Source organism: Caballeronia sp. KNU42 (assembly GCF_053760385.1).
On record NZ_CM132388.1, the window covers coordinates 3104410 to 3131231 of the forward strand.

At 59.2% G+C, this 26822-nt stretch carries 26 protein-coding genes, 1 tRNA gene and 1 pseudogene; 16 read left to right on the forward strand and 12 right to left on the reverse strand.

Annotation, left to right across the window (positions count from 1 at the left end; all coding sequences use genetic code 11):
• The first annotated feature begins 22 nt into the window (after positions 1 to 22).
• Positions 23 to 523 carry a hypothetical protein gene (locus tag ACSOSP_RS13975; RefSeq protein ID WP_455307528.1) on the forward strand — a complete coding sequence of 167 codons (501 nt, stop codon included), beginning with the start codon at positions 23 to 25 and terminating at the stop codon, positions 521 to 523.
• A 315-nt stretch (positions 524 to 838) separates the two neighbouring features.
• On the opposite strand, the gene ACSOSP_RS13980 is transcribed toward ACSOSP_RS13975, so the two are convergent.
• From ACSOSP_RS13980 to ACSOSP_RS13990, 3 genes are all read right to left on the reverse strand, one after another.
• Positions 839 to 1564 carry a PepSY-associated TM helix domain-containing protein gene (locus tag ACSOSP_RS13980; RefSeq protein ID WP_455307530.1) on the reverse strand — a complete coding sequence of 242 codons (726 nt, stop codon included), beginning with the start codon at positions 1562 to 1564 and terminating at the stop codon, positions 839 to 841.
• A gap of 227 nt (positions 1565 to 1791) precedes the next feature.
• Positions 1792 to 2856 (reverse strand): serine/threonine protein kinase, encoded by a 1065-nt coding sequence (locus tag ACSOSP_RS13985; protein ID WP_455307532.1) that lies wholly within the window; start codon positions 2854 to 2856, stop codon positions 1792 to 1794.
• 84 nt (positions 2857 to 2940) lie between these two features.
• On the reverse strand, positions 2941 to 3153 hold the full coding sequence (locus tag ACSOSP_RS13990; RefSeq protein ID WP_031357014.1) for a hypothetical protein: 213 nt from the start codon (positions 3151 to 3153) through the stop codon (positions 2941 to 2943).
• A 329-nt stretch (positions 3154 to 3482) separates the two neighbouring features.
• Between ACSOSP_RS13990 and ACSOSP_RS13995 the strand changes: the two genes are divergently transcribed.
• From ACSOSP_RS13995 to ACSOSP_RS14010, 4 genes are all read left to right on the forward strand, one after another.
• On the forward strand, positions 3483 to 4772 hold the full coding sequence (locus ACSOSP_RS13995) for an MFS transporter (protein ID WP_455307535.1): 1290 nt from the start codon (positions 3483 to 3485) through the stop codon (positions 4770 to 4772).
• A gap of 244 nt (positions 4773 to 5016) precedes the next feature.
• Positions 5017 to 5202: a hypothetical protein gene (locus tag ACSOSP_RS14000; RefSeq protein WP_047895389.1), complete on the forward strand. Its 186-nt coding sequence runs from the start codon at positions 5017 to 5019 to the stop codon at positions 5200 to 5202.
• A 298-nt stretch (positions 5203 to 5500) separates the two neighbouring features.
• Positions 5501 to 6283, forward strand: a complete 783-nt coding sequence (locus ACSOSP_RS14005) for a DUF1295 domain-containing protein (protein WP_455310961.1) — start codon at positions 5501 to 5503, stop codon at positions 6281 to 6283.
• 51 nt (positions 6284 to 6334) lie between these two features.
• Positions 6335 to 7420, forward strand: a complete 1086-nt coding sequence (locus tag ACSOSP_RS14010) for an SAM-dependent methyltransferase (protein WP_455310963.1) — start codon at positions 6335 to 6337, stop codon at positions 7418 to 7420.
• Between the two features lie 31 nt (positions 7421 to 7451).
• On the opposite strand, the gene ACSOSP_RS14015 is transcribed toward ACSOSP_RS14010, so the two are convergent.
• Positions 7452 to 8924, reverse strand: coding sequence for an amidase (locus ACSOSP_RS14015; RefSeq protein WP_455307537.1), 1473 nt, complete (start codon positions 8922 to 8924; stop codon positions 7452 to 7454).
• Positions 8925 to 9001: 77 nt separating this feature from the next.
• Entirely contained in the window at positions 9002 to 9697 is a 696-nt protein-coding gene (locus ACSOSP_RS14020) for a dienelactone hydrolase family protein (RefSeq protein WP_455307539.1), read from the reverse strand.
• Between the two features lie 707 nt (positions 9698 to 10404).
• Here ACSOSP_RS14020 and ACSOSP_RS14025 point away from each other — a divergent pair.
• Positions 10405 to 11550, forward strand: a complete 1146-nt coding sequence (locus ACSOSP_RS14025; RefSeq protein WP_455307541.1) for a branched-chain amino acid ABC transporter substrate-binding protein — start codon at positions 10405 to 10407, stop codon at positions 11548 to 11550.
• Positions 11551 to 11756: 206 nt separating this feature from the next.
• Here ACSOSP_RS14025 and ACSOSP_RS14030 read toward each other — a convergent pair whose 3' ends face one another.
• Positions 11757 to 12926, reverse strand: a complete 1170-nt coding sequence (locus ACSOSP_RS14030; RefSeq protein ID WP_455310964.1) for an MFS transporter — start codon at positions 12924 to 12926, stop codon at positions 11757 to 11759.
• 247 nt (positions 12927 to 13173) lie between these two features.
• Here ACSOSP_RS14030 and ACSOSP_RS14035 point away from each other — a divergent pair, with 247 nt between their 5' ends.
• The 3 genes from ACSOSP_RS14035 to ACSOSP_RS14045 all read left to right on the forward strand — a co-directional run bounded on the left by ACSOSP_RS14035 (position 13174) and on the right by ACSOSP_RS14045 (position 15962).
• The gene (locus tag ACSOSP_RS14035; RefSeq protein WP_455307543.1) at positions 13174 to 13839 is read left to right on the forward strand and encodes a HugZ family pyridoxamine 5'-phosphate oxidase; all 666 of its coding nucleotides are present in this window, start codon (positions 13174 to 13176) and stop codon (positions 13837 to 13839) included.
• A 372-nt stretch (positions 13840 to 14211) separates the two neighbouring features.
• Entirely contained in the window at positions 14212 to 14517 is a 306-nt protein-coding gene (locus ACSOSP_RS14040; protein WP_031357024.1) for an H-NS histone family protein, read from the forward strand.
• A gap of 251 nt (positions 14518 to 14768) precedes the next feature.
• A complete protein-coding gene (locus ACSOSP_RS14045; RefSeq protein ID WP_455307545.1) occupies positions 14769 to 15962 on the forward strand; it encodes a cation diffusion facilitator family transporter in 1194 nt (397 codons plus the stop codon).
• A gap of 31 nt (positions 15963 to 15993) precedes the next feature.
• On the opposite strand, the gene ACSOSP_RS14050 is transcribed toward ACSOSP_RS14045, so the two are convergent.
• From ACSOSP_RS14050 to ACSOSP_RS14060, 3 genes are all read right to left on the reverse strand, one after another.
• Positions 15994 to 16452, reverse strand: coding sequence for an Lrp/AsnC family transcriptional regulator (locus ACSOSP_RS14050; protein ID WP_031357026.1), 459 nt, complete (start codon positions 16450 to 16452; stop codon positions 15994 to 15996).
• A 94-nt stretch (positions 16453 to 16546) separates the two neighbouring features.
• Entirely contained in the window at positions 16547 to 17203 is a 657-nt protein-coding gene (locus ACSOSP_RS14055) for an exonuclease (RefSeq protein WP_455307548.1), read from the reverse strand.
• Complete coding sequence (locus ACSOSP_RS14060; protein WP_455307550.1) at positions 17200 to 17844, reverse strand: MBL fold metallo-hydrolase; 645 nt, start codon at positions 17842 to 17844, stop codon at positions 17200 to 17202. The genes ACSOSP_RS14055 and ACSOSP_RS14060 overlap by 4 nt, the downstream gene beginning before the upstream one ends.
• Before the next feature lie 675 nt (positions 17845 to 18519).
• Between ACSOSP_RS14060 and ACSOSP_RS14065 the strand changes: the two genes are divergently transcribed.
• Positions 18520 to 19146 carry a septal ring lytic transglycosylase RlpA family protein gene (locus tag ACSOSP_RS14065; RefSeq protein WP_455307552.1) on the forward strand — a complete coding sequence of 209 codons (627 nt, stop codon included), beginning with the start codon at positions 18520 to 18522 and terminating at the stop codon, positions 19144 to 19146.
• Between the two features lie 91 nt (positions 19147 to 19237).
• Here the strand turns inward: ACSOSP_RS14065 and rsmI are convergent, their stop codons facing one another.
• Positions 19238 to 20152, reverse strand: coding sequence for a 16S rRNA (cytidine(1402)-2'-O)-methyltransferase (rsmI, locus tag ACSOSP_RS14070; RefSeq protein WP_455307554.1), 915 nt, complete (start codon positions 20150 to 20152; stop codon positions 19238 to 19240).
• Between rsmI and ACSOSP_RS14075 the strand changes: the two genes are divergently transcribed.
• From ACSOSP_RS14075 to ACSOSP_RS14100, 6 genes are all read left to right on the forward strand, one after another.
• Complete coding sequence (locus tag ACSOSP_RS14075) at positions 20151 to 20579, forward strand: YraN family protein (RefSeq protein WP_455307556.1); 429 nt, start codon at positions 20151 to 20153, stop codon at positions 20577 to 20579. The genes rsmI and ACSOSP_RS14075 overlap by 2 nt on opposite strands.
• Before the next feature lie 277 nt (positions 20580 to 20856).
• Positions 20857 to 21444: an SIS domain-containing protein gene (locus tag ACSOSP_RS14080; protein WP_455307558.1), complete on the forward strand. Its 588-nt coding sequence runs from the start codon at positions 20857 to 20859 to the stop codon at positions 21442 to 21444.
• A gap of 20 nt (positions 21445 to 21464) precedes the next feature.
• The gene (locus ACSOSP_RS14085; protein ID WP_455307560.1) at positions 21465 to 22265 is read left to right on the forward strand and encodes a BON domain-containing protein; all 801 of its coding nucleotides are present in this window, start codon (positions 21465 to 21467) and stop codon (positions 22263 to 22265) included.
• A gap of 14 nt (positions 22266 to 22279) precedes the next feature.
• Positions 22280 to 22621 (forward strand): c-type cytochrome, encoded by a 342-nt coding sequence (locus ACSOSP_RS14090; protein WP_455307562.1) that lies wholly within the window; start codon positions 22280 to 22282, stop codon positions 22619 to 22621.
• A gap of 68 nt (positions 22622 to 22689) precedes the next feature.
• A tRNA-Ala gene (locus ACSOSP_RS14095) sits at positions 22690 to 22765 on the forward strand.
• Between the two features lie 175 nt (positions 22766 to 22940).
• A complete protein-coding gene (locus tag ACSOSP_RS14100; protein WP_455307564.1) occupies positions 22941 to 23129 on the forward strand; it encodes a hypothetical protein in 189 nt (62 codons plus the stop codon).
• Positions 23130 to 23589: 460 nt separating this feature from the next.
• Here the strand turns inward: ACSOSP_RS14100 and ACSOSP_RS14105 are convergent, their stop codons facing one another.
• Together ACSOSP_RS14105 and ACSOSP_RS14110 are read right to left on the reverse strand one after the other, a co-directional pair.
• On the reverse strand, positions 23590 to 24036 hold the full coding sequence (locus tag ACSOSP_RS14105) for a MuF-C-terminal domain-containing protein (protein WP_455307566.1): 447 nt from the start codon (positions 24034 to 24036) through the stop codon (positions 23590 to 23592).
• 832 nt (positions 24037 to 24868) lie between these two features.
• Positions 24869 to 26548 (reverse strand): annotated as a pseudogene (locus ACSOSP_RS14110) (Na+/H+ antiporter).
• Positions 26549 to 26822 lie beyond the last annotated feature (274 nt).

The following is a 26822-nucleotide window of genomic DNA, read 5'->3' on the forward strand; positions in this document are numbered from 1 at the left end:
CAACTATACGACGGACAACGCAATGATCAATAAATTCCATGAACTTCCAACTCAGGACACTAGGTATCATCGATGCATATTGTTTCGGCGGCGAGTAGCACTCCGTAAAGGGTTTCGTCACCTCGAACGCTTCGCGTTGCGCCAGGAAAACGCCGGTGCCAATATGCCGTGCTTCGGCAAATCCATTCACGAAATCGAGATCTCCGTCCGCATTCGTAACGGGCGCAAACGTGTAGTCGGCATGCTTTTCCAGCCATTGACGCATGGTGAGGCCGGAATCGGCGGGATCTATCGAGCGATCCAGATTGAAACGTCTGAACGGATAGGCGAGGCCCGTGAGCGTTTTGTTCGCGGCCAGAAGCTTGATGACGGCTTCGGCGGGAAACTTCATGTCGGTATCGAGGAAAAGCAGGTGCGTGAATTTAGGATGATCCAGGAAATAGTTGGCGAAGAAGTTTCGCGCCCGAACGATTTGCGACGATGCAACGTGCAACATTTCGTAGCTCGATCCGGAATCTGTTAATGCGCGCGTGAGGTCCATTAGCGAAAAGGCGAAATTGACGTGCACTTCTTCGCTGTAGGTGGGCAGGCAAATGAGTATGTGGTGGTTAGACATGAGCAATTGTAAAAATTAGTGATGCGAAATAGTTGAGCCACGATTGAAGCCTTGATGGTACATGCTGCGTGGACTGAGATCGTTTCGTTTTGTTTGCTTTTGCGGATCGCAAAGAGGTTCAATTCACGCGCCGCGCAGGATGCGCAAAATCAAAAAAACAAACCCCGCATTTTGTAGCGGGGTTTGTTGTTTAAACCGCAGCATACGCAGGCGGCGATACCGTCACATCAACCCCAGGAAAACCATCGCGACAATCGATGCGATCACAATCACCGCGCCCACCGTCTTGCGTTTATTCAACTCGGTCCACAGCAGCACGCCTGTCAGCGACAGCAAAATAATGCTGCCTGCGAGCGTATCGATGAGCAGCACCCAACCCACGCTCAACCCCACGCCTCTGTGCAAATTGCTCATGGTCGCGAGAAAGCTGTTCTCGGTGCGTTTCACCGATACGAACCCGTTCCCCACCCAGTATTCCGCCGATACCGACCCGCCCGGCGACGCCACCGCGACCGTCCACAACTCGGGCTGCATGGTCTTCTGATCGCCCCAGCCCACCGCGTGCGCGGACTCGCGTTTCGGCCGGCCGATATTCCCGTCGAGCTTGAGTTCCTGCTTGAGCCACTTGCCGAGTTCCATCGGCGACTTTAGGCCATGCGCGGGCACAGCCATTTGCATCTGAGAAACCTGTGGTTCTCCGCTCGAAATCTTGAGCGGACCGGCGCGATGATTCAGCAGGAAACCCGTCGTCCCGAACAGCAACCCCAGCACGGCGCCCCACAAACCGACCCAGCCATGCACCTTGCGCAGCCATTTGATGAAGGTTGCGCGGCGCGAGCGTTGTTTGCGCATGAACTGCTCAGCGTCGTCGATAAGGCGGGCGCCGCGCGGCGCGTACGGCATCGTGGTCACGTTGGACGCGGGTTCAAAAGTTTCAGGCGCGTTCACGCGTCTCTCCAGAGGGCATAGCGAATAAGGGGATGCTGCGGATGGATTTCTCATCGAGACGGCCATCAAACCGCCAATAAGCGTATCGGCGGGATAAAGCTTTCAAATGAGAATTGTTATCATTACACGAACATTGCAAATCTTCAATAGTCGTGTCGGGCGGCCGGCGCAGGAGGGGGGCGCCGGCGGCGCCAAGAAGCATCGGCGAACCACTCGCCGAGAAACCGTCAAACCGGCCAGAGCGGCCCTTCTTCCATCGCGCCGACCTGCTCGCGTAACTCCAGAATCCGGTCTTCCCAATAGCGCTGGGTGTTGAACCACGGAAACGCGGCGGGAAACGCGGGATCATTCCAGCGACGCGCCAGCCACGCCGCGTAGTGAATCAACCGCAGCGTGCGCAGCGCTTCGACCAGATGCAGCTCGCGCGGCTCGAAATCGCAGAAATCTTCGTATCCCGCCAGCAAATCGCCCAGCGCACGCGACGCCTCCGGGCGATCGCCCGGCAGCAACAGCCACAAATCCTGGATCGCGGGCGCCATGCGGCTATCGTCGAAATCGACGAAATGGGGACCCGCATCCGTCCACAACACGTTGCTTGGATGACAATCGCCGTGCAACCGGATGCTTTTGACATCGCCGGCGCGTTCGTAGCATCGCTCGACACCTTCCAGCGCCATCTTCACCACGGTTTCATACGCTTCCCGCACGTCCTTCGGCACAAATCCGTGCGTCAGCAAAAACTCGCGCGGTTCGTATCCAAAGGTCTGGATATCGAGCGCCGGCCGTTCCACGTAGGGCTTGATCTGCCCGACCGCGTGAATCCGTCCGATAAAGCGCCCCAGCCATTCCAGCGTCTCCGGCCGATCGATGTCCGGCGCACGTCCTCCGCGCCGTTCGAAGATGGAGAACCGGAAACCCTCGAAGGTATGCAGCGTGGCGCCATTCAGCACGCGAGCCGGTACCGCCGGGATTTCGCGTTCGTAAAGCGTCGAAACGAAAGCGTGCTCTTCGAGAATGGCGTCGTCGGACCAGCGCAGAGGCCGGTAGAACTTCGCGACCATCGGCGGCCCATCTTCCATGCCCACTTGATATACACGGTTCTCATAGCTGTTGAGCGCGAGCATGCCGCCGTCGGTGCGCTCGCCAAGCGGGATCAGGACGCTGTCGAGTGCATCGAGCACACGCTCGGGCGTGAGATCGGCGAAAGGCGGAGGCGGGAGATTAGCGTCGTCGCCGGAGAGGGAAAGGCTGTCTGCGGACGCGCGCGATGCATCGGAATGGTTCGAGTTCATCCCTGCATTGTGACGCGCATCGCGGGGGGAAGCATCAGCGATGCGCGGATACAGCGAAACAACGTTCTGAAACGCGCTGATTCCTTAATGTATGAGCGCGTTGGACGGGCGGACGAGTTCACCTGTATCGATCAGATCTTCGAGGAAGAACGGTTCCGTGTTTAGCAGCTCCGACGTGCCGGGTTCATCGGCGTACCAGGCGACCATCGCCATGTCGCCGAGAATCCGCATGACGATCCCGCGTGCGCCTTGTGGCACCGCGATATGGACGGAGCGAACGATTGAACCAATTTGCATGATGACTCCCCGAGGTGTGCCGGCAAAACAGTGCGCGTGCCGGTCGGTTCTGCATGAAGCACAGGTGCGTAGCGCCCTGTGCACGAAACTGAAGTGCCGCGCGTGAATTCCTCGAATGCCTGCAAACTGCAGTCCTGTACCGATGATTTCGGCTGAAACGATGTTCTACTTTAGCGCATCAATTCGCGCGGGGCGAAAACTTGCATCGCATCGAAACAACGTATTTGCATTTCAACGGCTTTCCGAAAGTTGATTGAAAGCGCTCCGGCGTGGAACGTCCGGCGTGAAACGCTCGACTCGATGTCCGGCAAAACCCTGACGATCAAGGTATGGTTAGGACCTTCGCCACCGGAGATCCACTTGTGACTTCATCGCCGGCGTCGTCCCGCTCAGCTTCGTCGTCCTCGCTTAGCCCCGATTCCTTGCCGTACCTCGAACGTGGATCACGTGCTTACTGGCACGCGGCGATTGCCTTGCTATTTGCAGGCTACGCCACCTTCTCGCTGCTCTACTGTGTGCAGCCGCTCCTTCCGGAGTTCACCAAGACGTTCGGCGTGAGTCCCGCGGAAAGTGCGCTGTCGGTATCGGTGACGACGGCTTCGCTCGCCATCGCGATTTTTATCGCCGGCTTTCTTTCAGAGGGCTGGAGCCGGCATCGATTGATGACGTTGTCGCTGACGGTTTCTGCGCTGCTGACGATCACCGTTGCGTTTCTGCCGAGCTGGCACGCGCTGTTGTTCGTGCGTGCGCTCGAAGGACTCGCGCTGGGTGGCGTGCCGGCCGTCGCCATGGCCTATCTTGCCGAGGAAGTGCATCCCGACGGCCTCGGCCTCGCGATGGGACTCTACGTCGGCGGCACGGCAATCGGCGGAATGGCCGGGCGGGTGATCAGCGGGATTCTCGCGGACTTTTTCTCGTGGCGCGTGGCTATCGGCGCAATTGGAGTGCTGGGGCTGCTCGCCACGCTGGCGTTTCGTGGGCTCTTGCCGCCATCGCGACGATTCGTGCCGCGCACCGGGATGGGCTTTCGCCATCATCGGATCGCGCTGGCGGGACATTTGAAAAATCGCGGCCTGCGATGCGTAATCCTGATGGGTTTCGTGCTCATGGGCAGCTTTGTGACGCTTTATAACTACGTTGGGTATCGGCTGATCGCGGCACCGTTCGATCTAAGCCAGACGGAGATTGGCGCGATTTTCGTGGTGTATCTGACGGGCGTGGTGGCATCGCCCTGGTCCGGAAAAATGGCCGATATATTTGGCCGCGGCCGGGTTCTGATTGCCGCTCTGCTGCTTATGATTTTCGGCGTGGCGTTGACGCTGTCGAGTTCGCTGCCCGTGGTGATTGCCGGCATCGCGTGCATGACGTTCGGGTTCTTCGCGGGACACTCAGTCGCAAGCGGCTGGATCGGCTGGTTGGCCAAAGGGCCGAAAGGCCAGGCCGCGGCGCTGTATCTGCTGGCGTATTACATCGGCTCCAGCGTGCTCGGTTCCTGGGGCGGGCACTTCTGGACTATCGCCGGCTGGCCGGGCGTAAGCAGCTTCGTATTCGTGCTGCTGTTAATCGGTTTGGGCGGCGCGCAATACTTGCGCCGGCTGGAGCGCCGCGCGAATGCCTGATCGCTTAGATACACAGGTGAACGTAATGAAAGAGCTTTGTAAGTACCGCTGAACGAGGGTTTTTCCGTATCCGCTTAAAACATCTGACCCGAAAGCCACGCCGTGTATGGTGTTTCGTTAGTCGATCGCTAACGTTTGCGGAAAGCGGCACAAATAAAGTTTAAACAAGGGCCTATACTCGAATCGACAGTGCGACGTCTCACGCAGCCAGGTGAACGCTGAGCACGAGTGATGGGAGACGAGTATGACCACATACTTCACGATCGGCGACTTCATCCTGATTATCCCGATGGCGCTTGCAGGCATCCTCTTTCTCGGTGCTGTGCCATGCGCGACGCAATTCCGGAAAAACACACTACGCGTATTCGGCGCGCTGCTCGGCGTGCTAGTTGCGTTCTTGCTGGTGGAAGGCTTACCAGCGCTGGTTTAGCAGTCCGTTGGGCCGATTTGCGCGGCAAGTGGAGGCTTCGGCTTTCACTTCTGCGCTTGGCTGACCGGGAACAGGGCGCCGCAAGACGCACCGTTCCCGTGATTGCGCTTATCTTCGGGAATGTCCTCTGCTCACGTTCGCTCTGAACGTCGACATCTGGATTACTTCAATCTCGCTTTTGCTACTTCGGGTCCGCGCATCCGCCGGAGGACAATGTGCGTAATTAGCCCAAGTCGCAATCGCTCTCCAGTCGATGCCACCGATATCCGACGAACAACAAATCGACATCGAGAACCTCATGCTGCCGCTCACCGTTGCCGTTATCGCTTTTATCGCGCTCATCGCTGTTTTCACGGCGGTTTGGGCGTGGCAGCTTAAATCGAAGAATGCCGGGATGGTCGATCCCATCTGGGCGATGTCGCTTGGCCTGATCGCGGTGCTGGTCGCGGTACTCGCCGGGGGCGATCTGCATACTCGGGTTGTCGTTGGAATTGGCGGGTTCGTCTGGGGCATGCGACTTGGTTTGCATCTGTGGAAGCGCAATGCCGGTCACGCCGAAGATCCCAGGTATCACAAGTTCCGCGAACAATGGGGCGCCGACGCCAACAGGAACATGTTCTGGTTCTTCCAGATGCAAGTCGTGATTTCGATGTTGCTATCGCTTGCGTTCTTCGTGCCGGCCTATCGCGCAACGCCACCGGGCGCTGCCTGGGTCGCGCTCGCGGCGGTGATCTGGGCGCTCTCGATAGCGGGCGAAGCGCTCGCCGACCATCAGTTGCGCGTGTTCAAGGCAGACCCGTCGAATCGCGGCAAGGTCTGCCGCGAAGGCCTATGGCGTTATTCACGGCACCCGAACTACTTCTTCGAGTGCGTGCATTGGGTCGCGTACATCCCGCTTGCAATCGGCGTGGGCGCGTGGATTTTCGCCATGCTGTTGCCGCCCGTGCTGATGGCGTGGCTGCTGATGAAAGTCTCGGGCGTACCCATGGTTGAAGCGGAATCGGCTAAAAAACGCCCGGGCTATGCCGACTACATGCGCACGACCAGCGCACTGATTCCATGGCCGCCGCGTCATCCTTAAATAATAATAGCGAGGAGTTTCCACATGAGCGATCTGCCATCGCAAGCGGTTATGTCAGAACCACAAGAAAAAGAAGCGCCGACAGAAAATTGGCTGATCGACTGGTGCGAGCGCGGCCGGCTTCCGGACTCGCTCGTGCGCTTCGGGATGCGCCGGCTGATGAAGCAGCGTCTGCGCGATGAGGGTATCGACGATGGCGAAGCGCGTTCCAAGCGCTTTAATCGCCTGGTCGATGAACTGCGCGCAAGCCCCATCGCGATCGAAACGCAAGCCGCGAACACGCAGCACTATGAGATGCCTGCGGCGTTTTTTCATGGGCATTTGGGCGAGCACTTGAAGTATTCGTGCTGCCTGTATCGGACCGGAACGGAAACGCTTGATCAGGCCGAGCGCGCCATGCTCGAGGAATATGCCATCCGCGCGCAACTCACCGATGGTCAGCGCATCCTCGATCTCGGTTGCGGCTGGGGTTCGCTCTCGTTGTGGCTGGCGGAAAATTATCCGCGTTCGCAGATCGTGGCTTTATCGAATTCGCGGGGGCAGCGCGAGTTTATCGAGAGCGAGGCGGCCGAGCGCGGCATCACGAATCTGAATGTGGTGACGGGGAATATCGTCGATTATCAATTCGATCCGGCATTGCTCGGCGATGGGTTCGATCGTGTTCTATCGATCGAGATGTTCGAGCACATGAAGAACTATCGGCTGCTTCTGGAGAAGGTTTCTGGATGGATGCGCGAGGACGGCAAGCTTTTTGTGCATGTGTTCGCGCATCGCACGCTGGCGTATCACTTCGAAGTGAAGGATGGCAGCGACTGGATGTCGAAGTACTTTTTCACCGGCGGGACCATGCCGTCGGAGGCGCTGCTCCTGCATTTCCAGGACGATCTCACCATTGACCGTCGATGGTGGGTGAGCGGCACGCATTATGAAAAGACGGCGAATCACTGGCTGGCGAACCTGGACGCGGCACGCAGCGAGTTGATGCCGCTGCTGGTCCAGACGTATGGCGTGGCTGACGCCGGTATCTGGTTTCAGCGCTGGCGCATGTTCTATATGGCGGTGGCCGAGTTGTTCGGGTACGCCGGCGGCAACGAATGGGGCATCGCGCATTACCGGTTTTCCAAACGGGCGGACTAGATTGCGCCGATGCGGATCGGGCAAAAGCCCTTCATCTCGCCGCCATCAACGCCGGGCGGCGGGCGAACCACGGCCTCGCGGCCTCCAGCTGCGCCGCCAGCCGGAACAACGTGGCATCGTCGTTGATCCGCCCCGCGAACTGCACGCCGATCGGCATGCCGCGGGCGTTCCAGTACAGCGGCACGGACATCGCCGGTTGGCCGGTAAAGTTGAAAAGCTCTGTGCAACCGGCCCAGTCAAATGCCTTCCTGGAAGACACCGACAACATCCGCTTCAACAACGGCTCAATAGGAATGGCCGAGAGCACGCGCATCTGGAAACGCTCGAACTGGGTCGGCTGCTTCGCTCCAATCCTGACCGGTGCGGCAGCAAGCGTGGGCGTCAACAGCACGTCATATCGCGTCATCAACGTAGCCATCTTCGCCTTGAACTGACGCTGGGTTTCCAGTGCGGCCGGCAGATCGCGTTCACCGATCTTGCGGCCAATATGCGCCATCGCCCACGATGCAATTTCGAAATCAGCGCGCTTCGGCTTCTGGCCGCTGATGCGATCGGCGTGCAGCACGATCTCTTTGGCCAGCACCGACCACATCACCAGGAACGCATGGGCGAGGACGTCAAAGTCGAGCCCGAAAGACGCCGGCTCTACACGATGACCCAGTGATTCAGCGAGCCTGGCGGCATCGTCGAGAGCGGCTTTCACATCCGCCGATAACGCCACCGCAAGCTGCGGCTCTTCCATATAGCCGATGCGCAACGGCCCGCACGGTTCACCGACAGCTCGGAAGAAGGCGTTCGATTTCCCGGACGATGTGAGGTCGAGTAGCAGGGCGCTATCGCGGACACTGCGCGACACGGCATGATCCACCGCCAGATCGCCGGGTGCGGGCAACGGCTGCGGCTGGACTTCGTTGGATGGCTTGTAGCCGAAGAGCCCGCAACACGACGCCGGGATGCGGATCGAGCCGCCGCCATCCGCCGCGTGCGCAAGCGGGACGACACCGCCCGCGACCGCCGCCGCAGCGCCTCCGCTGGAACCGCCCGGGGTGTAGTCGAGTCCCCACGGGTTGCGCGCCGGGCCGAACAACTCGGGCTCGGTATACGGCATCTGGCCGATTTCAGGCGTGTTGGTCTTGCCGAAAATGTTGAGCCCGGCCTGCTTCGAGCGCGCGACGATCGGCGAGTCTTCAGTGGGCGTGAAATGCTGGAAATGGCGGCAGCCCATGGACATCCGCAAACCTGCGACCGGCGCACCCAGGTCTTTGATGAGATACGGAACGCCCGCGAGCGGACCTTGGCCCAGGGTGGCGGAGCCATCGCGTCCGCCACGGCTCGCGCGGTTGCGAGCCGCCTGATAGTCCTTCAGGACAATGGCGTTGAGCGCCGGATTGACGGCTTCGGCGCGCGCGATGGCCGTATCGATCAATTCCCGTGCGCTGACCTGGCCGCTGCGCACGAGCTCGGCCAGGCCGATCGCGTCGTAGTCGAGATACTCGGACTGCAAGATTCCCCTCCTTTGATGCGGTTGTGTCCCGTCTTCTCAGGCGGCCAACCGTGCAGTCCGCGGAGCAGTGCGCCGAGTTACGAATGCTCGCCGAGGAACGTCAGTGTGCGGCCGTGCGCCAATGCCGACGCTGCTTGATTGTACGATGCGCGATCCGTGCAATTGAAGCCGTGATCGGCGCCCGGGTACACGTGGACCTGAGCGTCCTTGCCCGCGAAGCGCTGCTTGACCGAGTCGACCGCGTCGGACGGAATGTGGGCATCGAGTGCGCCGTAGTGGAATTGCATCGGCACCTTGATCTTGTCGGCCTGGTCGAGCTCGTTCTGGATGCCGCCGCCGTAGTAGGCCACGGCGATATCGAACGCACCTTGCGCAGCGGACAAATAGGCCAACCGGCCGCCGAGGCAATAACCGACGGCGGCGACCTTGCCCGTGACTTCCGGCAGTGCGCGTAGCGCGGCGGCGCTGGCGGTGACATCGTCAACTGCTTTCGATGCGTCGAGCTTGCCGTAGATTTCCATTGCCTTTTCGCGGTCCGCGCCGTCGTAGCCGAGTTCCACGCGCGGCTGGACGCGCCAGAAAATGTCCGGTGCAAGCGCGACGTAACCATCGGCCGCGTACTGGTCGGCCACGGCGCGGATATGCGAGTTCACGCCGAAGATTTCCTGGATGATGACGACGCCCGGGCCTTTGCCGCCTTTGGGCAACGCGAGATAGCCCTGGAAGGTGTCGCCGTTTGCAGGAATGTCGATCCAGCGGGATGTCACGGTCATGATGAAGCTCCTGGCTGATGCCTGAATAAGTGGCGCGAAATGATGGAAGACGATACGGCGATAAACCGCAGCCGAAGAGTGTGCCACCATTCGATGCGCCTTGCTGGCAAGGGCGCGCGCTGTAAAGCAGCTGTAGGAAACGCGCGTGGCGGAGGGTTTTCAGCGACGTTTCTGCGCCATTTCCGCCGCCGTCAAGGAGCACGGCGTGAGGCTTTGAAGGGCCTTGCAGGGATTTGAATCCGCGACTAGTTAATACTGCTAATCCGAGTGCTTACCCCAATGCTTACCCGAGTTCTAAACCCACGAAATTGACTTGAAACAAATGGACGGACCAATAGCTGCATGATCGGGTAAAACTAAAGCGCCGCCTCTAGAGCGCCGTGAACGACCTCTTGCGCAAACGTGTCAATCTGCTGAAGAACCGCATGAACAGGAGCTTTGCGCACTGCACCAGCACACTTTCAAGCGCTTCTCAACACATCTCTTATTGGTAGTCACACCAGTATCCTAAAAAACTTCCCCAAATTAATTTGATAACCCTACACTTGCGCGCAGTGCGGATGCTGGTCGTCATAAACGGCCTGCGGAAGTACGAGCCAAGTGCATGACGATGCATCCGGCGTGGTCGTCCACGGGGCTGAGCGAAACGTGATGAAACGGAGCACAGGGCGACACCGTTGTTTTTGGGACCGAAACTGGAGACTTACATGAACACCAAGCTTCACAAACTGTTGCCTATCAGCGCTGCAGCGCTAATGTTCGCCTCGATGGCAACAACCGCTACGGCCGACGAAGTCGTCAAGATCGGTCACGTTGCACCGTTGACCGGCGGTATTGCCCACCTGGGCAAGGACAACGAAAACGGCGCGCGCCTCGCAGTTGAAGAAATCAATGCCAAGGGTCTGACGATCGGCGGCCAGAAGATCACGCTTCAACTCGATCCGCAAGATGACGCGGCCGACCCGCGTACGGCTACTCAAGTGGCGCAAAAGCTCGTCGACGACAAAGTCGTTGCCGTGGTTGGCCACCTGAACTCGGGCACCTCGATCCCGGCATCGAAGATCTATAGCGATGCAGGCATCGTGCAGATTTCGCCGTCGGCAACGAACCCGGTGTACACGCAGCAAGGCTTCAAGACGACGTATCGCGTTGTGGCAACCGATGCACAACAAGGTCCGGCGCTCGCGAACTATGCTTCGAAGGAACTGAAGCTGAAGAGCGTCGCGATCGTCGATGACTCGACCGCTTACGGCCAGGGTCTCGCGAACGAGTTCGAAAAGACTGCCAAGTCGCTCGGCATGAACGTGATGTCGCATGATGCGACCAACGACAAGGCTGTCGACTTCCGCGCAATTTTGACGAAGATCAAGGGCGAAAATCCTGACGCTGTGATGTTCGGCGGCATGGACGCAACCGGCGGCCCGTTCGCCAAGCAAGCCAAGCAACTCGGCCTGCGTGCCAAGGTGCTGGCTGGCGACGGTGTCTGTACCGACCAGTTGTCGCAACTGGCTGGCGATGCAACCGACAATATCGTCTGCTCGGAAGCCGGTATGGCGCTCGAAAAGATGGCGGGCGGCGCGGAATTCTCGGCCAAGTTCCAGAAGCGTTTCGGCCAGCCGATCCAGATCTACGCTCCGTTCACGTATGACGCGGTGTACATCATTGTCGATGCCATGAAGCGTGCTAACTCGACCGATCCGGCGAAGATTCTGGCAGCGATGCCGAATACGGATTACAAGGGTGTGATCGGCGAAACGACCTTCGACTCGAAGGGCGACCTGAAGCACGGTGTGATCTCGCTGTACAACTACAAGTCGGGCAAGAAGACGTTGCTGGACGTGGTCAAGATGTAATTGCCGCGGGCGGCCAGGGTCGTGATGTTTCGACTGTGGCCGCCTTCGATGATTTTCATTTTTGGAAAAAACGCGCTGATTTCGGTCAGCGCGTTTTTTTTTGCACGGCGATATGGAGAGTAGTAAGGGGCGGCCCATGCCTGTTGCGTGGTTGGTGCTCGTGGCCAGTTAGCCTGTTGCGGTCCGGCGACCGCGGCGTTGTCCGTTCACAGCTTCAACTGTTTCATGATTCTCGGTCCCACGAGCGCGATCAGCGCTGCGCAAGCTGCAACCACAGATAACCCGATCGGCAACGTGCTCAACTGGGCCACACCGCCTATCAGCACCGGCCCGAGCAGCAAGCCGAAGTAGGCGAGGCCCGCGACCTGCGCGAGCCCTTCCGCCGGGCTCACCCCCTCCACACGCGCCGCTGCGGCGAACAGCACCGGCATCATGTTCGCGAGTCCGAGCCCCATGAGCGTGAAACCCGCGAGCGTGACGACCGCGTATGGAAACAACAGTGCCGCCACCATGCCGATAAACGCCAGCGCCGCGCTCGCGAAGATGAGTTGCGGCGCGCCGAAGCGGGCGCGCACCGCATCGCCACCGAAACGTCCGGCCGCCATGCCGCCCGTAAAGGCCGCGTAGGCCGTGCTGGACAACGCCGGTGTGGCGAGCACAACGTCACGCATGTAGACCGTTGCCCAGTCGTACATGGCCCCTTCAGCGATCAATGCGACCAGCGCCATGCCGCCGAGCGCCCACAACGCCCTGGAGCGCCAGCGATTCGATGATGACCCGCCATGCGCATGGTCTGCGTGAGGGACGTGCGGCAGGACGGCGGGCATGGATACGAGCAGCACGATCACACTCACCACCGACGCCAGCGCGAGATGCACCTCCGGCGCCATGCCGTGCGCGAGCAGCGCGCCGCCGGCGGCCGCACCGGCCATTCCGCCGACACTGAACATGCCGTGCAACGACGACATGATGGGCCGCTCGAGCGCTTCTTCAACCGCGCTGGCTTCCGCGTTCATCGCGACATCGAGCGTGGCCATGCTGAAGCCGAACAGCGCCAGCACGACCAGCAGCAGCCAGTAGAACGGTGCGACCAGGATCAGCGCCCCGCAAATCGTCATGCCGATACCGCCGGCCAGGCACGCGCGGCGAGTGCCAACGCGCGCGATCCACGGACCGTTGGTGAGCATGGCGACGATCGATCCAACCGCGACAGCCAGGAGCGCAATGGACAGCGATCCGGGACTCAGGTGGAATTTGTCGCGCACGGTGGGCACGTGCACGCCCCAGGACGCGTACAGCATCCCTGCGATGAAAAACACGGCCATGGTCGCGTAGCGCGCCCGCTCGCGTTTTGCTGCGGGAAGCCGCCGATGCACGTCGTTCGGGGTGTCGTGCCCGACGGCGCGGGCGCTTGAGACAGATTCGGACACGGGTGTTTGCTCGCTCTCGGTTTTCTTGTCGGCTTCTTGTGTTCACGGCCGGTCTTTCGTTGGCCGGCGAAGCTTTCAATTCTATCGGGTTGCGGACGGACCTGGTTTTAGTGCTTTAAGATCGCAAAGGCAGCTCGCTGCTTTTATTTGCTCGCTGCCTCGCCGCTGGTGAGTTCTCTCGTGAGGTCCCGCTTTGAATATCCCGTCGCATGCCCCGTTGCATCTGTTGCATCAAGTGCCGCACGGCACGCTTGCCACGCATTCGCGTGAGCCGCGCGGTTTTCCTTACCCCACCGCATTGCCTTTCGCGCCGACTTCCCGTCACGTGCCAATGGTACTTATTAGCCATCTGGCCGAACACACGCGCAATCTGCAACTGGACGCACGCGCGGGTTTCCTGATTACCCAAACGGCCGGCGATGCCATTCTCGAAGGGCAGCGTCTTACCATGCTTGGCTCGTTTTCTCCGGCGCCGCTTGAATCCGTCGATGAACTGGCGCGCCGTTATCTCAGATATCACCCGGATGCGGCTCGTTATCTCGAACTGGGCGACTTCACGTTCTGGATCATGTCGCTCGAACGGATGCGCTATATAGGCGGCTTTGGCGCAATGGGCTGGCTGGATGCAACGGCGCTTGATCCGCTTGAACCGTTATCCGAGCAGAATGAACTTCGGCTACTGGAATTATTTTCCGATTCTCCCGCGCGACCGGCTGATCTCGAACTAATGGGGATAGACAAATATGGTTGCGACCTGCGGACTCCCGGAGCGCGCAATCGTTTCACCTTCGATAAACCGAAACAAACTCGCGCAGAATTGAATGCTGCGTTGATCGATTGTATTGAACGGCATAGGTGATTGTCTGAACTCGTGATCACCCGATACGTGTCTTTATGTCGCCGAATTACGAGATAGCGTTACGGCGATGAAGAAGTTTGAGCAAGCTCGCACGGAATGGAAGGTTTAGCCGATATGTTCCGGCTTATTTTCATTTCATGAAAGATTTTCCGAGTTAATTTAACGATGTAAGTAAGATGAATGCGTAGTTTCGGTAGCATTCACGAAATATCACGAATTGTTACGAACGCTCGTCGACTGAATTGATTTAAATCGACAGCGTAGAAGCGCGCGCGGAATCCTAGTTGTGTTAATCTGCGATTCATTGAGAGGCTTAACGTTATAACCGGAACGGGCAACGACTCGTACACTGCAAACCACAAGGAAAAGATCATGACGTCTTACAAGGAACTTCTCGCGCAGCGCGAAAATCTCGAGCGACAGATTGAAGAAGCGAAGTCGCGGGAATATGCCGAAGTTCTCAATGAAATCAAGCAGAAAATGGCCGACTATGGGATCACGCTCGCTGAATTGGCAGGCGGTCGCGGCGGTAAGAATTTGAAAAACGCTGCGCGTCCGCGTGCAGGCGTTGCACCGAAGTATCGTGACCCGGACAGCGGCAGCACGTGGTCGGGCCGTGGCAAGCCACCGAAGTGGATCGCAGGCCAGGAGCGGGACAACTTCCTGATCCAGAAGTAAGAGGGTGATCGTTTGAAAAAGCCGCACCATTAAAACGGTGCGGCTTTTTTTACGCCTGCGGATCGCGCAGCTGATAGCCGGCAGTCGAAACCAATCGGTTGCGTGGCATTGCGACGATATTCGAGATGCGGCATGAGAATACGTCGCGTTTCAGATAAATAGATGATTTTTATAGGATTTTTTAATTTTTAAGCGAGTGTGTGGAAGCTCGGCTTGGTAAAATTCGTCAAACGATGACTTCGAGTGATGCCATGCCGCAATCAACAGCGCGCGCCGCAGAAAAGCAGGATGTAGCCCGCAAAACGACCTTCGCGAGTATCGCGGTGAATTGTGTGCTGATGACGGCACAGATTGTCATCGGCGTGTTTGCGCATTCCCAGGCCTTGATTGCCGACGGTATTCATTCGCTCTCTGACCTGGTGTCGGACTTCATCGTGCTGCTGGCCAATCGGCATAGCACGGCTGCTCCTGACGACGATCACAATTACGGTCACAGCCGCTATGAAACAGTCGCTTCATTATTTCTCGGTGCTCTTTTAATTGCTGTCGGCGTGGGGATGTTATGGCGTGCAGGTGAACGTATTACCAATCTGCAAGACATTCCGGAGGTTCACGCAAGTGCACTGGTTGTCGCAGCGATCGTTCTGATTTCCAAGGAGTTATTGTTCCGCTATATGCTCCGTGCGGCCGAGCGCGTGAGATCGGCGCTGTTGATCGCCAATGCATGGCACGCTCGGTCGGACGCGGCGTCATCGCTGGTCGTCGCTATCGGCATTATTGGGAGTATGGCCGGCTGGCGTTTGCTGGACCCTATCGCGGCCGCAATTGTCGGTTTTATGGTCGCGCGAATGGGTTGGTCTTTCGGATGGGATGCTCTGCAGGATTTGTCTGATCGCGCGCTGGATTATGCCGAAACCGAGGAGTTACGCAAGCTGTTGAGCAGCACGCCTGGTGTTCGCGATGTCCATGATTTGCGCACACGGAAAATGGGCGATCTCGCCATTGTCGACGCGCATATTCTCGTCGATCCGCTCATTTCGGTTTCGGAGGGTCACTACATTGCGGAATTGGCGCGAGAGCGCTTGTTGACGAATACCCACGTTCTGGATGCGTTGATTCATGTTGATCCGGAAAATGACGAAGCCAACCCCCAGCCGGGCAGAATGCCGACGCGTTCGGCGGTCATTGGTGCCATAAGCGCCGTACTGGGAACTCTCGGTCTCACCTACAACGCATTGAACCTGCATTATCTGAGCAGCGGATTCGATATCGACGTGACACTTCCCGCGGACTTAACTGATGATCAGCTGGCCAGTCTGGAAGCCGGCGATTTTGACGGACTCAAGCGAAAACTCGATGCACGCGAGATTCGGTTTACACAAATTGTAAGAAACATGCCACCCGTTGCCATTACGGAATCGACTATGGCATCGCCGCCTGATTAAGGCGTCGGTATTCATGTAATTGAAAGCTATCTTAAAGCGGCAATTGCGTATCGAATTTGATTTCTCGAAGGACGACACTGGTCCGGACTTGCGCGACTGCCGGAATCTTGAAGATGCGGTCGTGGAGAAAAGCGTCGTATGACTTGATGTCGGGCGCCACAATTTTCAGAATGTAATCGGCCTCGCCCGTGGTGCTGTAGCACTCGGTGACTTCCGGGCACGTGGTGATCTCGCGCTCGAATTGCTCGACACCGCCCTCTGTGTGACGCGTGAGATGAATATGGGCGAGCGCGCAGACATGCAGCCCGAGCTTTTCGCGATCGAGCAGCGCGGTGTACCGCTGGATCACGCCCGATTGCTCCATGTCCTTGATACGACGCCAGCACGGAGTGCTCGAAAGCCCGACCTGATCGGATATCTCCTGAACCGAACGGCGGGCGTCCAGTTGCAGAAGTCGCAGGATTTTTTGTGAAAACGTGTCGAGAGTCAACTGCGCCTCCTTTCGGTCGCTACCAAGTCCAATAGTAGAGGGGGCAGAAAGGAAGTGCAATGTCAAACGCCCGGCGTGAGCAATATTGCCTAACTCAACGCCCAGACTGCGCGTTTTGTCCTTCGATGTCAGTATCGCCGGGCGTTTCGCCAGCCGTTTTCAGGGACGCCAGCAGAGCGCGTTGAGTCCGCAATTCGGCCAGCATGTTGCAGAAAAGCGCGCCTTGTTCCACGGCGTCATCGAGCGCGACGTGCGTGTGCGGGAGTTCATCGAACCAGTGTTTCGGCAAACGCGGTTTGATCGCCTTACGGTACGGCAGATCGGTCAGCGCGAACGCAAGCGTCTTGATGTCGAGCGCGGACCATGAGAACGGACAGCGTTCAGCAAAACGCATCATGTACCAGAACATATAGGTGAAGTCGAAGCCCGCCGGATAGGCGACGAACACCGGCTTGCCGGGCAATGCCTCGACCCATTCCACGTATGCGCGCAGTGCCGTCAAAGGTTGCTGCAGGTCGGTCCGGCATGCGGCCCATGCCTCGGGCTGGGTTTTCCACCAGGCAGCCTGGACCGGGTGAGGCGCCGCGCCTTCGAGCGTTTCGAGATTGGCTGAAAACGTGCCAATCAGTTCCTTGTGTTCCGTGTAGGCCGCCGACGCAAAACTCAGCATGGAGTGCGGCCCGGGGATCGGCCCATCAGCTTCAACGTCCGTGCTGACGTAAATTTCAGGAATGGCAGTGGTGGTGCTCATGCGCTCATCCGGTCGGCTACAAAGGGGTTGGTGCGGCGTTCGTGCCCGAACGTGGACGCGGGACCGTGGCCGGGTACGAACGTGACGTCATCGCCCAGTGGCCAAAGTTTTTCCTGGACGGAGCGCACAAGGTCCGAATGATTGCCGCGCGGAAAATCCGTACGACCGATGGAGCCCGCGAACAGCACGTCGCCTACCAAAGCCACGCGATTCACACGGCTGAAGAAGATCACATGGCCCGGTGTATGTCCGGGGCAGTGGTAGACCTCCATGGTTTCGTCGCCGAACTGAACCGAGTCGCCATCTTGCAGCCATCGGTCGGGCGTGAAGGCCTGCGCGTCGCCGAAGCCGAAGCGTTTGCTTTGAGCCGGCAACTGGTCGATCCAGAAAGCATCGTCGACGTGCGGTCCGTGGATCTCCACGCTGTAGTGATCGGCGAGCGCCTTTGCTCCGCCGCAGTGATCGAGATGCCCGTGCGTGAGCAACACCTTGTCGACGGTCACCTTGAGTTGTCCGACTGCGCTGATGATCCGCTCGACTTCGCCGCCTGGATCGACGACGACCGCACGACCCGTCGTCTCACACACAACGATCGAACAATTTTGCTGAAACGGTGTCACGGGAATGAGGGTGACCTTCATGGCTGGGCAACCGGGACGTGTAAAAACGTGCATTGTAACGGGCGAAAACCAGCGCTGCGGTAGCGCGCCAGGCGTTAGCCAAACGGTCAAGTTGTGCCTAAAAAACAGGCAGATTCTGCAATTTTTACGCCAACGGAGAAAATGAGTAACATTTTGTTCGTCTCCGGGCGGTCCACCTGTGCTTTTGGGTATAATCCTGTCACTTGTGCATGGTTTCAACATGCCACCAATGGGCAATGAGAAACACGAGTAGCGCGTTTTTACAATTGTCATCAAGTACGCAGTTCGGAGCAGATCGCTTCGAAATCGCAATCAAGCATCGGTTTTAACCGATGTACACGTCTTGTCCAGCCAGGTGCGATGCGCCTGCCGACGGCCTTAGCTGCCGTTGCGCTGGATGGGGCCTACGCCGCCGTTCCTGCGCAGTTTAACGCGCAAGAATGTGTGATCCACGTTCGATGGCGGCATGTGGGGTCTGGTCAGGCTGCCGGGGACAGGTTGCGCCAGACGTGAAAACTAACCGGGCATTTGCGGCGAGGTACGCCGCACCCGAGCACTGGCTCGCCGTTCGACTTTTCGAGCGGTGTGTACCTTTGCGCGGAAAGCCTTGAGCTGCCTACGCACGTCCGCGTTTTGTCGGATGGAGAGGCGGCTCTAACCGTTGATTACACGTCTATGAATTTACGACTAACCCGACGTTTCGGGAGTCTTTCGATCTTTGCAATCCTCACGGGTTGCGCCATGCCGCCAAGCGGCGGCGATCAGGCCAGCGCGCTGAAAACCGGCTCGCAGTTGACCACAGCAAACCCGGGCCGCGCTCCGGCGCGGGTCGCAGCACCACTCGCTTACGACTCCCAGTTGAATGCATTGCCTTCATCGGCTGGCAATTCTTCGGACACATCCTCGCTCGCAAACGCGCAGCCCATCACTGCCGGACCTGATGTCAGCGACTTCGAGCAGCAGGGTCGCGCCTCCTGGTATGGTCGCGGTTTCCACGGCCGCAAGACTGCAAGTGGTGAACGCTACGACATGCACGCGCTCACCGCCGCGCATCGTACGCTGCCGCTCGCTTCGTGGGTTCGTGTGACCAATGAATCGAATCACAAGACCGTGGTCGTCAAGATCAACGACCGCGGCCCGTACGCGCGTGGCCGCGTGATTGATCTTTCCTATGCGGCCGCTGCCATTCTGGGCATGCGTGGCGCGGGCGTCGGAAAGGTGAAGATCGAGGGCTTGTCGCCTCAAGAAGCGCGGTCGGCGGTACGAGACCAATCGCTGGCATCGAACAACTCAGTCGACTGATCATCGTCAACTTGTTGCACAACAAAAACGGGCCGTTTCGACGGCCCGTTTTTTATTGCCCCAGCGTGTTTGCCCATCTGATTCCGGGCCGTCATTCCTGCTCGTTTTCGCCCTGTGCTCCGCGTTCTCTCTCGCGTGCTTTCTCCATTGCCAGCGCCCTTGTGTAAAGCGCGTTGCGCGATGTACCCGTCAGCGTCGCGGCCAGTCTGGCAGCGCTGCTCACCGACAACTCCTCCAGCAAAGTCGCGAGCAACCCATCATGAGCGTCGTCCGCCGCCTCCTTCTGTGGCGCGCCTTCGACTACAAGAACGAACTCGCCGCGTTGCCGGTTTGCATCGCCGGATAGCCACGTTGGCCCTTCGGCCAGGGTGCATCGATGGATGCTCTCATGTAACTTGGTCAGCTCACGAGCAATCAGTAATTGCCGCTCGCCACCGAATGCGCGTTCGAGCGCCTGCACCGTTTCCACAATCCTGTGCGGTGCTTCGTAGAACACGAGCGCCGGCGTGTGCGTGAGCAGCGATTGCAGTTGCGTGTCGCGCTGCTTCGGTTTGGTGGCAAGAAAGCCGATGAACGAAAACGTGTGAACCCATGCGCCGGCTACGCTGAGCGCGGTGGTGAGGGCGCTTGCGCCCGGCAAAGGAATAACGGGAAAGCCCGCTTCGCGCACGGCGTCGACCAGTTTCGCTCCGGGGTCGGAAATGCCGGGGGTGCCTGCGTCGGACACGCACGCAATGCGCTCGCCATTACGCAGATGCGCAATCACGTTCTCGGCAGCGCTGCGTTCGTTGTGTTCGTGCACGGCGATAGTCGGCTTCGAAATGCCGTAGCGCGACAGCAGTTGCGACGTGTTCCGCGTGTCCTCGGCAGCCACCCGGTCGACCAGTCCGAGCACGTGCAGCGCGCGCACTGTGATGTCCGCGACATTGCCGATCGGCGTCGCGACTATATAGAGCGCGCCAGCCGGAAACTGCTGGCCAAGGGCTAATTCGGAGAGAGGAGTCATGAGGGCGGGTGGCATGCGGAGGACGTCATTGTGCCATGCGATGAGGGACAACTTTTTGGGGAACGGAGTGTCGAAAACGATCGGAAGCGCGTTCGAGCAACGCGCGCTTGAATATCTGCAGCGGCAGCGCCTGCGTTTTGTCGCCCGTAACTTCACTTGTCGTGGCGGCGAAATCGATCTCGTGATGCGTGAGATCGGCAGTCAGCGTGCACTCGTGTTTGTGGAAGTACGCGCGCGGCGCAGCCGCCAGTTCGCAGCAGCGGCGGCGAGTATCGGTGCGCATAAACAGCGGCGGCTGGTGCTCGCGGCGCAGCACTACCTGATGACGTGGCGCGGTGCGTTGCCCGTGTGCCGCTTCGACGTGATCGCGTTCGATGCGGGCCGTATCGTGTGGGTACGCGATGCTTTTCGCGCCGATACGTCGTGAAAATGCGCGCATCTTAAGTGATGCGGACAGCGAGTGCGGTAAACTGCGCGGAGCTTGCGCGTCGGGTTGACCGAGGTCTTATGGTCTGATGGTCTTACGTTCGAACGCTGCGCACGAGCGCGTTGCGGTGAACCTCGGATCGTGATGCGCTGGAGCTCAAGTATTGAAGTGGTGAAGCGTCGGCGTCGGAGACCTTGGCAGCCAGCCGTCGAAGCAAATCATCGAAGCAGTCCGTCAATGAACTACCGCGCGTGGCGCGGCCGATAACCGAGAGTCGATGTCCGTCGAACGTATCCAGCAACATTTCCGCGAAAACGCGGAAGTCCATCGCGAAGCACTCGATACGCTTGCTTTCCCCGTCGCCGCAGCCATTGACGTGCTGTTCGGCGCGCTCGCCAACGGCTCACGAATCCTCACGTGCGGCAACGGGGGATCAGCGGCCAACTCGCAGCGGCTCGCATCCGCGTTGGTCGGGCATTTCGAGCGCGAGCGGCCAGGCTTGCCGGCCATTGCGCTGGACGCGAATGTCCTGACGCTCACGGGCATCGGCAATAACTCGGCGTTCGAGGAGATCTATTCGAAGCAGATCCGCTCGCTCGGGCAAGCCGGCGACGTGTTGGTCGTCATCTCCACGTCGGGCAACTCGGTCAACCTGCTCTCGGCGATTCAGGCCGCGCATGAGCGCGAGATGTTCGTGGTCGCGTTGACGGGGGCGGGCGGCGGCGTGATCAGCGAAGTGCTCGCTGACACCGACATCCATATCTGCGTGCCGTCCGAACGGCCCGCGCGAATCCAGGAAGTCCATCTGTTAACCATTCACTGCTTGTGCGATGGCATCGACGCGATGCTGCTGGGTGACGAATGATTCTTAAGGGGAACGAGTTGATGAACAAGACACGCGTCAGGTCGACGCTAGCCAGAGCCACGTTGCTGGCGAGCCTGTTGTCAGGCGTTGTGCTGACTCTGGAAGGGTGCCCGTTGGTGGCTATCGGCGCTATAGGTGGTGCAGTGGGCGGCGGCACGCTCGTCGCGACCGACCGGCGCACGCTCGGCGCGCAGACCGAGGACCGCGAGATCCAGGTCAAGGCCAAGTCGCGCATCAATGAAAGCCTGCCCGACGAAGCGCATGTCAGCGTGACCGTGTTTAACCGGCGGGTGTTGTTGACCGGCGAAGTGCCGAGTGCTCAATGGAAGCAGAAGGCCGAAGAGGTGGTGCGCGGCATCAACAATGTGAACAGCATTGTGAATGAGCTCGCTATCCAGGGCGCGAGTTCGTTGTCGTCGCGGAGTAACGACGCTTATCTCGAGAGCCGCGTGAAGGGTGCGATGGTTGGTGAGAAGGACATGCGCGCGAACTTCTACAAGGTGGTGTGCGAGCGCGACACGGTGTACCTGATGGGTCTGGTCACGCGCGATGAAGGTGCTGCCGGTGCGAATGTGGCGGCGCAGGTCCCGGGCGTTGCACAGGTGGTCAAGGTATTCCAGTACATCAAGCCGGAAGATGCTCAGGCGTTGTCGGCCGCGGCTGCAGCGGGCGCTAGTACACCGGCGGTCACACCCATCGATAGCGATCCGACCGTGGGCGCGGTACCGGATTCGTCGGTCAGCTCGAAGCCGCTCGACGGGCAAGCGCCGGTCAAGAACTCCGACGTGCATTCGGGTAATCCTGCGCCAGCCGCGAAATGAAGCGGTGGCTTTGCATGACCGTGGTCGCGATGGCGATCACGGCCGCGACTGGCCGGGGTGCGCTCGCAGCCGACGCACCCGCCGTTTTTTCTCCCGCCGACGCCATGAACATCGCTCGCAAGAATGCCTGCATGGGATGTCACGCGGTGGATCGCAAGCTGGTTGGGCCATCGTTTGAGCAGATCGCCGGGAAGTACAAGGGCGACGCGCAGGCGCAAGCGCGGCTTGAAGCCAAGGTGAGGGATGGCGGCAGTGGCGTGTGGGGTGTGTTGCCCATGCCGTCGCATCGATCCATGAATGGGGCGGATATCAAGACGGTTGTTGGCTGGATTCTCGCGGGTGCGCCGGCGAAATAGGGTGTGTCGCAGGGCGCTCTGGGGCCTTGCCAGACGGTCTTGAGGCTGTGCTAGAATCAGGACACGTTGGGGGGGTAGCTCAGCTGGGAGAGCGTCGCGTTCGCAATGCGAAGGTCGGGAGTTCGATCCTCCTCCTCTCCACCAAGATTGTGTTTAAAAGCAACGCACTACGTCTCGCGATGTAGTGCGTTGTTTTGCTTTGGAAGGCGTGGTGACGTGGTATCAGTTGGGGCGACGTGCACGACAACGAGGTTGCTCGTTCAACGCCCCCCGCGACCGATGCCGAGGCGGAGATCGTTTCCAAGATACGACGCGGAAAATGCTGCTTATCGAATCGATGGCCTTCAAGAACGGCAACAAGTGGCGCGTGCACGATGGCACGGCCGCCTACTATGCACTCGTCGAAGATCAGGAGTTCCTCGACAAGATTGACGCGGGCGGGGGAGCGATTCGGGAAGGGCGACGTCCTGGTCGTCGATCCACGGCTGAACTGGCCGGTCGTAGCTGAGATTCGCGTGAGTTCAACGACGCGGTAGGTATTGTCGGCCGTGAGGACACTGGATTGCTGCACCTGAGGATGATTCCGAGGGCCGTATGGGCGTTTGCCGCACGGGTTGCCCACATACCCGCTTCTTGGACCTAAGCCCACTTTCTCAAGCGGTTTCCGACGAAAATAGGCAGCCCGTTTGACAAAACATTCGTCGTAGCGCAGAATTCATTTCGTCCGAGGACCACGTTCAATACCTGACTAGCAACAGACGGTCGGCTATCCGCGGACTCGGACATTTTCGTTTCTAGGCCGCGTCGCGGCCTTTTGCATTTTCAGGTGTTGCTTCGGTGTCCAAGACCACGACTTGGTCGATGCTCACCACTTCGATGGTCACTTCACGTGTCGGTTCTGCATTCGCTGCCACGACGGCTACAACTCCCACCGCCTGTGAAGGTTTCCAGAGCAATAGCCCGTTCTTCTACCACCGCTCGATGATTTCTGGCTTTTCCTTTGCGTATGCACTGGCCATCCAATGAAAATTGGACTTGCCGGACGCACCCATGACGTCGATCTTGATCGGGATCAGCAAGGGATTGATCCCGTCGGGCATCTCCGCGGTCACCACAACTATGCTCTCGCGCTCCGTGGCTGACTTATAGACCGCGACTGGTTCCAATATCAGCTCCTTCAGGCTTTCGACCATCGAAGGTTTCAGACCGTGCTTCTCCATCACCTTGACCAGAATTGCCACTGACGTGATGACGTCGAGGTCGCGAATTCCTAGCGCAGTGATCGCTGTCTTCGAAAATCGCCCGATGCGAACTTGTAGACGGTAGTCCTGATCGGACAGCAGCGTCTCGGCGTGCCGCTCCAGTACGGTCTCGGCCAAAGCTGCCGACAGATCTACGCGGTGAAATCGACTCATGGCGCCTTTTATTATTGTTGTGCCATGCAGGCACCCCGGGAAGTGGCTGTTTTATCCGTTACGTTACGTTCCGGTCGCAGCAGCCGATTCATTGAACGATGTTGCCGCTCTGGCAGATTCACTCCGACTGCGATTTTGTCGCGGAGCATGCCACGCTGGCAGCGCATTTTCCGAGCCGGTTCATCTTCACGCGGTGGCCGGTCTGGGCGTATCGGTTGCGGATGCGCTATTTCTCGAATGACGCTGATCGCCCTAATTACTGAAAACCGGCGTGTTGACGATCGAGACTCAGTTGGCATCGCGCAGGGATGCCGTGTGATTGGGCAACTACGCAGTCGAAGGGCAGATCATTCGAAGGCATCGTCCGCCTGGTTCGGGGCGCGCCGATCAAACTATTCTATCCGGACTCCTATCATTAGGAAAATTGTTTACTTGGCTCAATAGCAAATGTGAAGGCAGCAAGACGACAACCGCTTTCAGTTTGGGCTGAGTGTTGCGGCTAATGGGTAAGCAGGTTCTGCTCGCCGACTTCGACGGCTAGCCCAAAGTGCAAACGCTCAGCCCGAACTCATTCGTTATCCCAAAAAAACCCTCAAAAAAAACCGCTCAGAGCCGGAGGCTGTGAGCGGACAAGATCGGAGAGTTACAACGACATCATGCACATTCATGGATTGCGCATGAGATGAAGTATGCGACGCCGGGCGTCGGTGGCGAATACGAAAACTCTTAAAAATTCAGTAGTTGATTCGTTCGTGCCCATCGTATCCAAAACCGGAACGCAGTGGCCTCGGGTCTGGCGTAGCGCCATGAAGTGACAAACAGAAAACGCGGTTCACGCCGCGCTGCCTTTCTTCCGATTCACAATCGCCGTCTCCGACAAATCGATTTCCCGCATCAGCTTGTTCAAGGTTTCATCGTTGATCGCCTGCCGCGTGCGCATCTTGAGCAACTCCGAGCGCTCCGCCCTCAACCCGGCCATTTTCAGCTTCGTCTCCACCATCTCGCTTTGCCGGGCGGCCCGGCGCGGCTCTTCATCTTCGCCAAGCCCTTCAAGACGCCGCCGATACAAACTCATCACGCGTGCGGCCGTATCCGTGCAGCGTGCCGACGCCGCCTCGTCCATCTGCTCGCTGAGATTTTCCTGGGCGGTATCGATAGCGCGGATCGCTGCCTGCGCCGCATGCCGGCGCGCGATGCGTTCTTCGGCCGCGTGTGGATCGCCGCGTTTTTTCAGGCCGTTCAGCAGCAAGGGCAAACCGACCACGCCGATCAGCAGTGACATCAGGATAACCGCCGATGCAATGAAGACCGCGAGATCGCGTCCGGGCAGGTCCGACCCATTCGGCAGCACCTCGGGCAAGGACAGCACGCCCGCGAGCGTGACCGCGCCGCGCACGCCGCCGATGGTGGTCATCGCGACCGTGCGCACGCCCGGCACCGCGTTCGCGACGCCGTGTTTCGCGGCGCCCCGGCTCGCGACCCAGCGCAGCACCCAGACCCATGCGAAACGCAGCCCGTACAGCGCGATCACCACTGCGGCGACATAACCGAGCAGCAAGCCGACCTACTGAAGCCCGTCGTGATGCGCTTCGATCAAAGCGCGTCCGATAATGTGCGGAAACTGCAGCCCGAGCAGGATGAACACCATGCCGTTGAACACGAATTCGAGCATCGTCCATGTGCTGGTCATGCGGACTCGGGCAGCCGTGGGGATGCCTTCGCGCAGGCTCTGGAAGTTCATCATCATTCCAGCCGATACCGCCGCGAGAATGCCCGAGCAGCCGAACCGCTCGGCAATGAGATACGCCGCGAACGGAATCAGCAGCGTCAGGACGACGCCGGCGGCGGGATCGTCGTCTTCGGACATCTTCACGAGCCGCCCGGGAATCGATGTCACGAGCCAACTGATCACCGCGCCTATCACTAGGCCGCCCACCGCGATCAGAACGAAACTGATCGCCGCCGCGCGCAACGAAAACACGCCGGTCAGCGCCGCCGCGATCGCAAATTTCAGCGCGACCAGGCCGGACGCGTCGTTCATCAGCGCCTCGCCTTCCAGTATGTGCATCAGGTTCGCAGGAATGCGGCCTTTACCCGCGATGCCGCTGAGCGCAACGGCGTCTGTCGGTGATAAAACCGCGGCGAGCGCGAATGCGACCGGCAGCGGCATGGTGGGAATCATGAAGTGCAGCGACCAGCCGAGCGCGCCCACGGTCATGAATACGAGGCCCAGCGCAAGCATCAGGATCGCGCGGCGCTGCATGAAAAATTCGCGTTTGGGGATGCGCCATCCATCGGCGAACAAAAGCGGCGGGATGAAGAGCATCATGAATAGCTCGGGGTCGAACGTGACGTGCAGGCCGAATCCCGGCCACGCGAGACACGCACCAATCGCGATCTGGATAAGAGGCAGCGGCAACGTGAAAGGCAGCGCGTTGGGCAACAGGCTGGTGACGAACCCGGACAGGGCGACCGCCAGCATCAGGATCAGGACGGTGAAAACGATTTCCATAGATTTTTGCGATCCGGCAGGGGCGCGGCAAGCCGGCAGCGACGCTCCCTTTTAACGAAGGAGGTCCAAAGTTTACCGTGGACGTGCTCAATCGGTGTTTTGGTATTCGTTGGCGCGCGGCGGAGTGCACCGTTATGGTGCACTCGCACGCCGCTCCGTGAACCCGGCGTCTCCTCGCGGTGCACATGCAGCCAGCCGGTATGGAAACGCAGGGACTTGCGTGAGCACGGAGCTTGCTTTATGGAAGCGGCACGGGACGGGCAGATTCCGCTTG

What these genes read in the sequence shown, in the direction of transcription:
- ACSOSP_RS13990 (WP_031357014.1), bottom strand. Translation starts at nt 3,153, where the DNA reads ATGCAAATTGGTTCAATCGTTCGCTCCGTCCATATCGCGGTGCCACAA.
- ACSOSP_RS14000 (WP_047895389.1), top strand. Translation starts at nt 5,017, where the DNA reads ATGACCACATACTTCACGATCGGCGACTTCATCCTGATTATCCCGATG.
- ACSOSP_RS13985 (WP_455307532.1), bottom strand. Translation starts at nt 2,856, where the DNA reads ATGAACTCGAACCATTCCGATGCATCGCGCGCGTCCGCAGACAGCCTT.
- ACSOSP_RS14025 (WP_455307541.1), top strand. Translation starts at nt 10,405, where the DNA reads ATGAACACCAAGCTTCACAAACTGTTGCCTATCAGCGCTGCAGCGCTA.
- ACSOSP_RS14065 (WP_455307552.1), top strand. Translation starts at nt 18,520, where the DNA reads ATGAATTTACGACTAACCCGACGTTTCGGGAGTCTTTCGATCTTTGCA.
- ACSOSP_RS13975 (WP_455307528.1), top strand. Translation starts at nt 23, where the DNA reads ATGATCAATAAATTCCATGAACTTCCAACTCAGGACACTAGGTATCAT.
- ACSOSP_RS14100 (WP_455307564.1), top strand. Translation starts at nt 22,941, where the DNA reads ATGCTGCTTATCGAATCGATGGCCTTCAAGAACGGCAACAAGTGGCGC.
- ACSOSP_RS14075 (WP_455307556.1), top strand. Translation starts at nt 20,151, where the DNA reads ATGAGGGCGGGTGGCATGCGGAGGACGTCATTGTGCCATGCGATGAGG.
- ACSOSP_RS14055 (WP_455307548.1), bottom strand. Translation starts at nt 17,203, where the DNA reads ATGAGCACCACCACTGCCATTCCTGAAATTTACGTCAGCACGGACGTT.
- rsmI (WP_455307554.1), bottom strand. Translation starts at nt 20,152, where the DNA reads ATGACTCCTCTCTCCGAATTAGCCCTTGGCCAGCAGTTTCCGGCTGGC.
- ACSOSP_RS14005 (WP_455310961.1), top strand. Translation starts at nt 5,501, where the DNA reads ATGCTGCCGCTCACCGTTGCCGTTATCGCTTTTATCGCGCTCATCGCT.
- ACSOSP_RS14060 (WP_455307550.1), bottom strand. Translation starts at nt 17,844, where the DNA reads ATGAAGGTCACCCTCATTCCCGTGACACCGTTTCAGCAAAATTGTTCG.
- ACSOSP_RS14090 (WP_455307562.1), top strand. Translation starts at nt 22,280, where the DNA reads ATGACCGTGGTCGCGATGGCGATCACGGCCGCGACTGGCCGGGGTGCG.
- ACSOSP_RS14010 (WP_455310963.1), top strand. Translation starts at nt 6,335, where the DNA reads ATGTCAGAACCACAAGAAAAAGAAGCGCCGACAGAAAATTGGCTGATC.
- ACSOSP_RS13995 (WP_455307535.1), top strand. Translation starts at nt 3,483, where the DNA reads ATGGTTAGGACCTTCGCCACCGGAGATCCACTTGTGACTTCATCGCCG.
- ACSOSP_RS14080 (WP_455307558.1), top strand. Translation starts at nt 20,857, where the DNA reads ATGTCCGTCGAACGTATCCAGCAACATTTCCGCGAAAACGCGGAAGTC.
- ACSOSP_RS14020 (WP_455307539.1), bottom strand. Translation starts at nt 9,697, where the DNA reads ATGACCGTGACATCCCGCTGGATCGACATTCCTGCAAACGGCGACACC.
- ACSOSP_RS14045 (WP_455307545.1), top strand. Translation starts at nt 14,769, where the DNA reads ATGCCGCAATCAACAGCGCGCGCCGCAGAAAAGCAGGATGTAGCCCGC.
- ACSOSP_RS14040 (WP_031357024.1), top strand. Translation starts at nt 14,212, where the DNA reads ATGACGTCTTACAAGGAACTTCTCGCGCAGCGCGAAAATCTCGAGCGA.
- ACSOSP_RS14105 (WP_455307566.1), bottom strand. Translation starts at nt 24,036, where the DNA reads ATGAGTCGATTTCACCGCGTAGATCTGTCGGCAGCTTTGGCCGAGACC.
- ACSOSP_RS14085 (WP_455307560.1), top strand. Translation starts at nt 21,465, where the DNA reads ATGAACAAGACACGCGTCAGGTCGACGCTAGCCAGAGCCACGTTGCTG.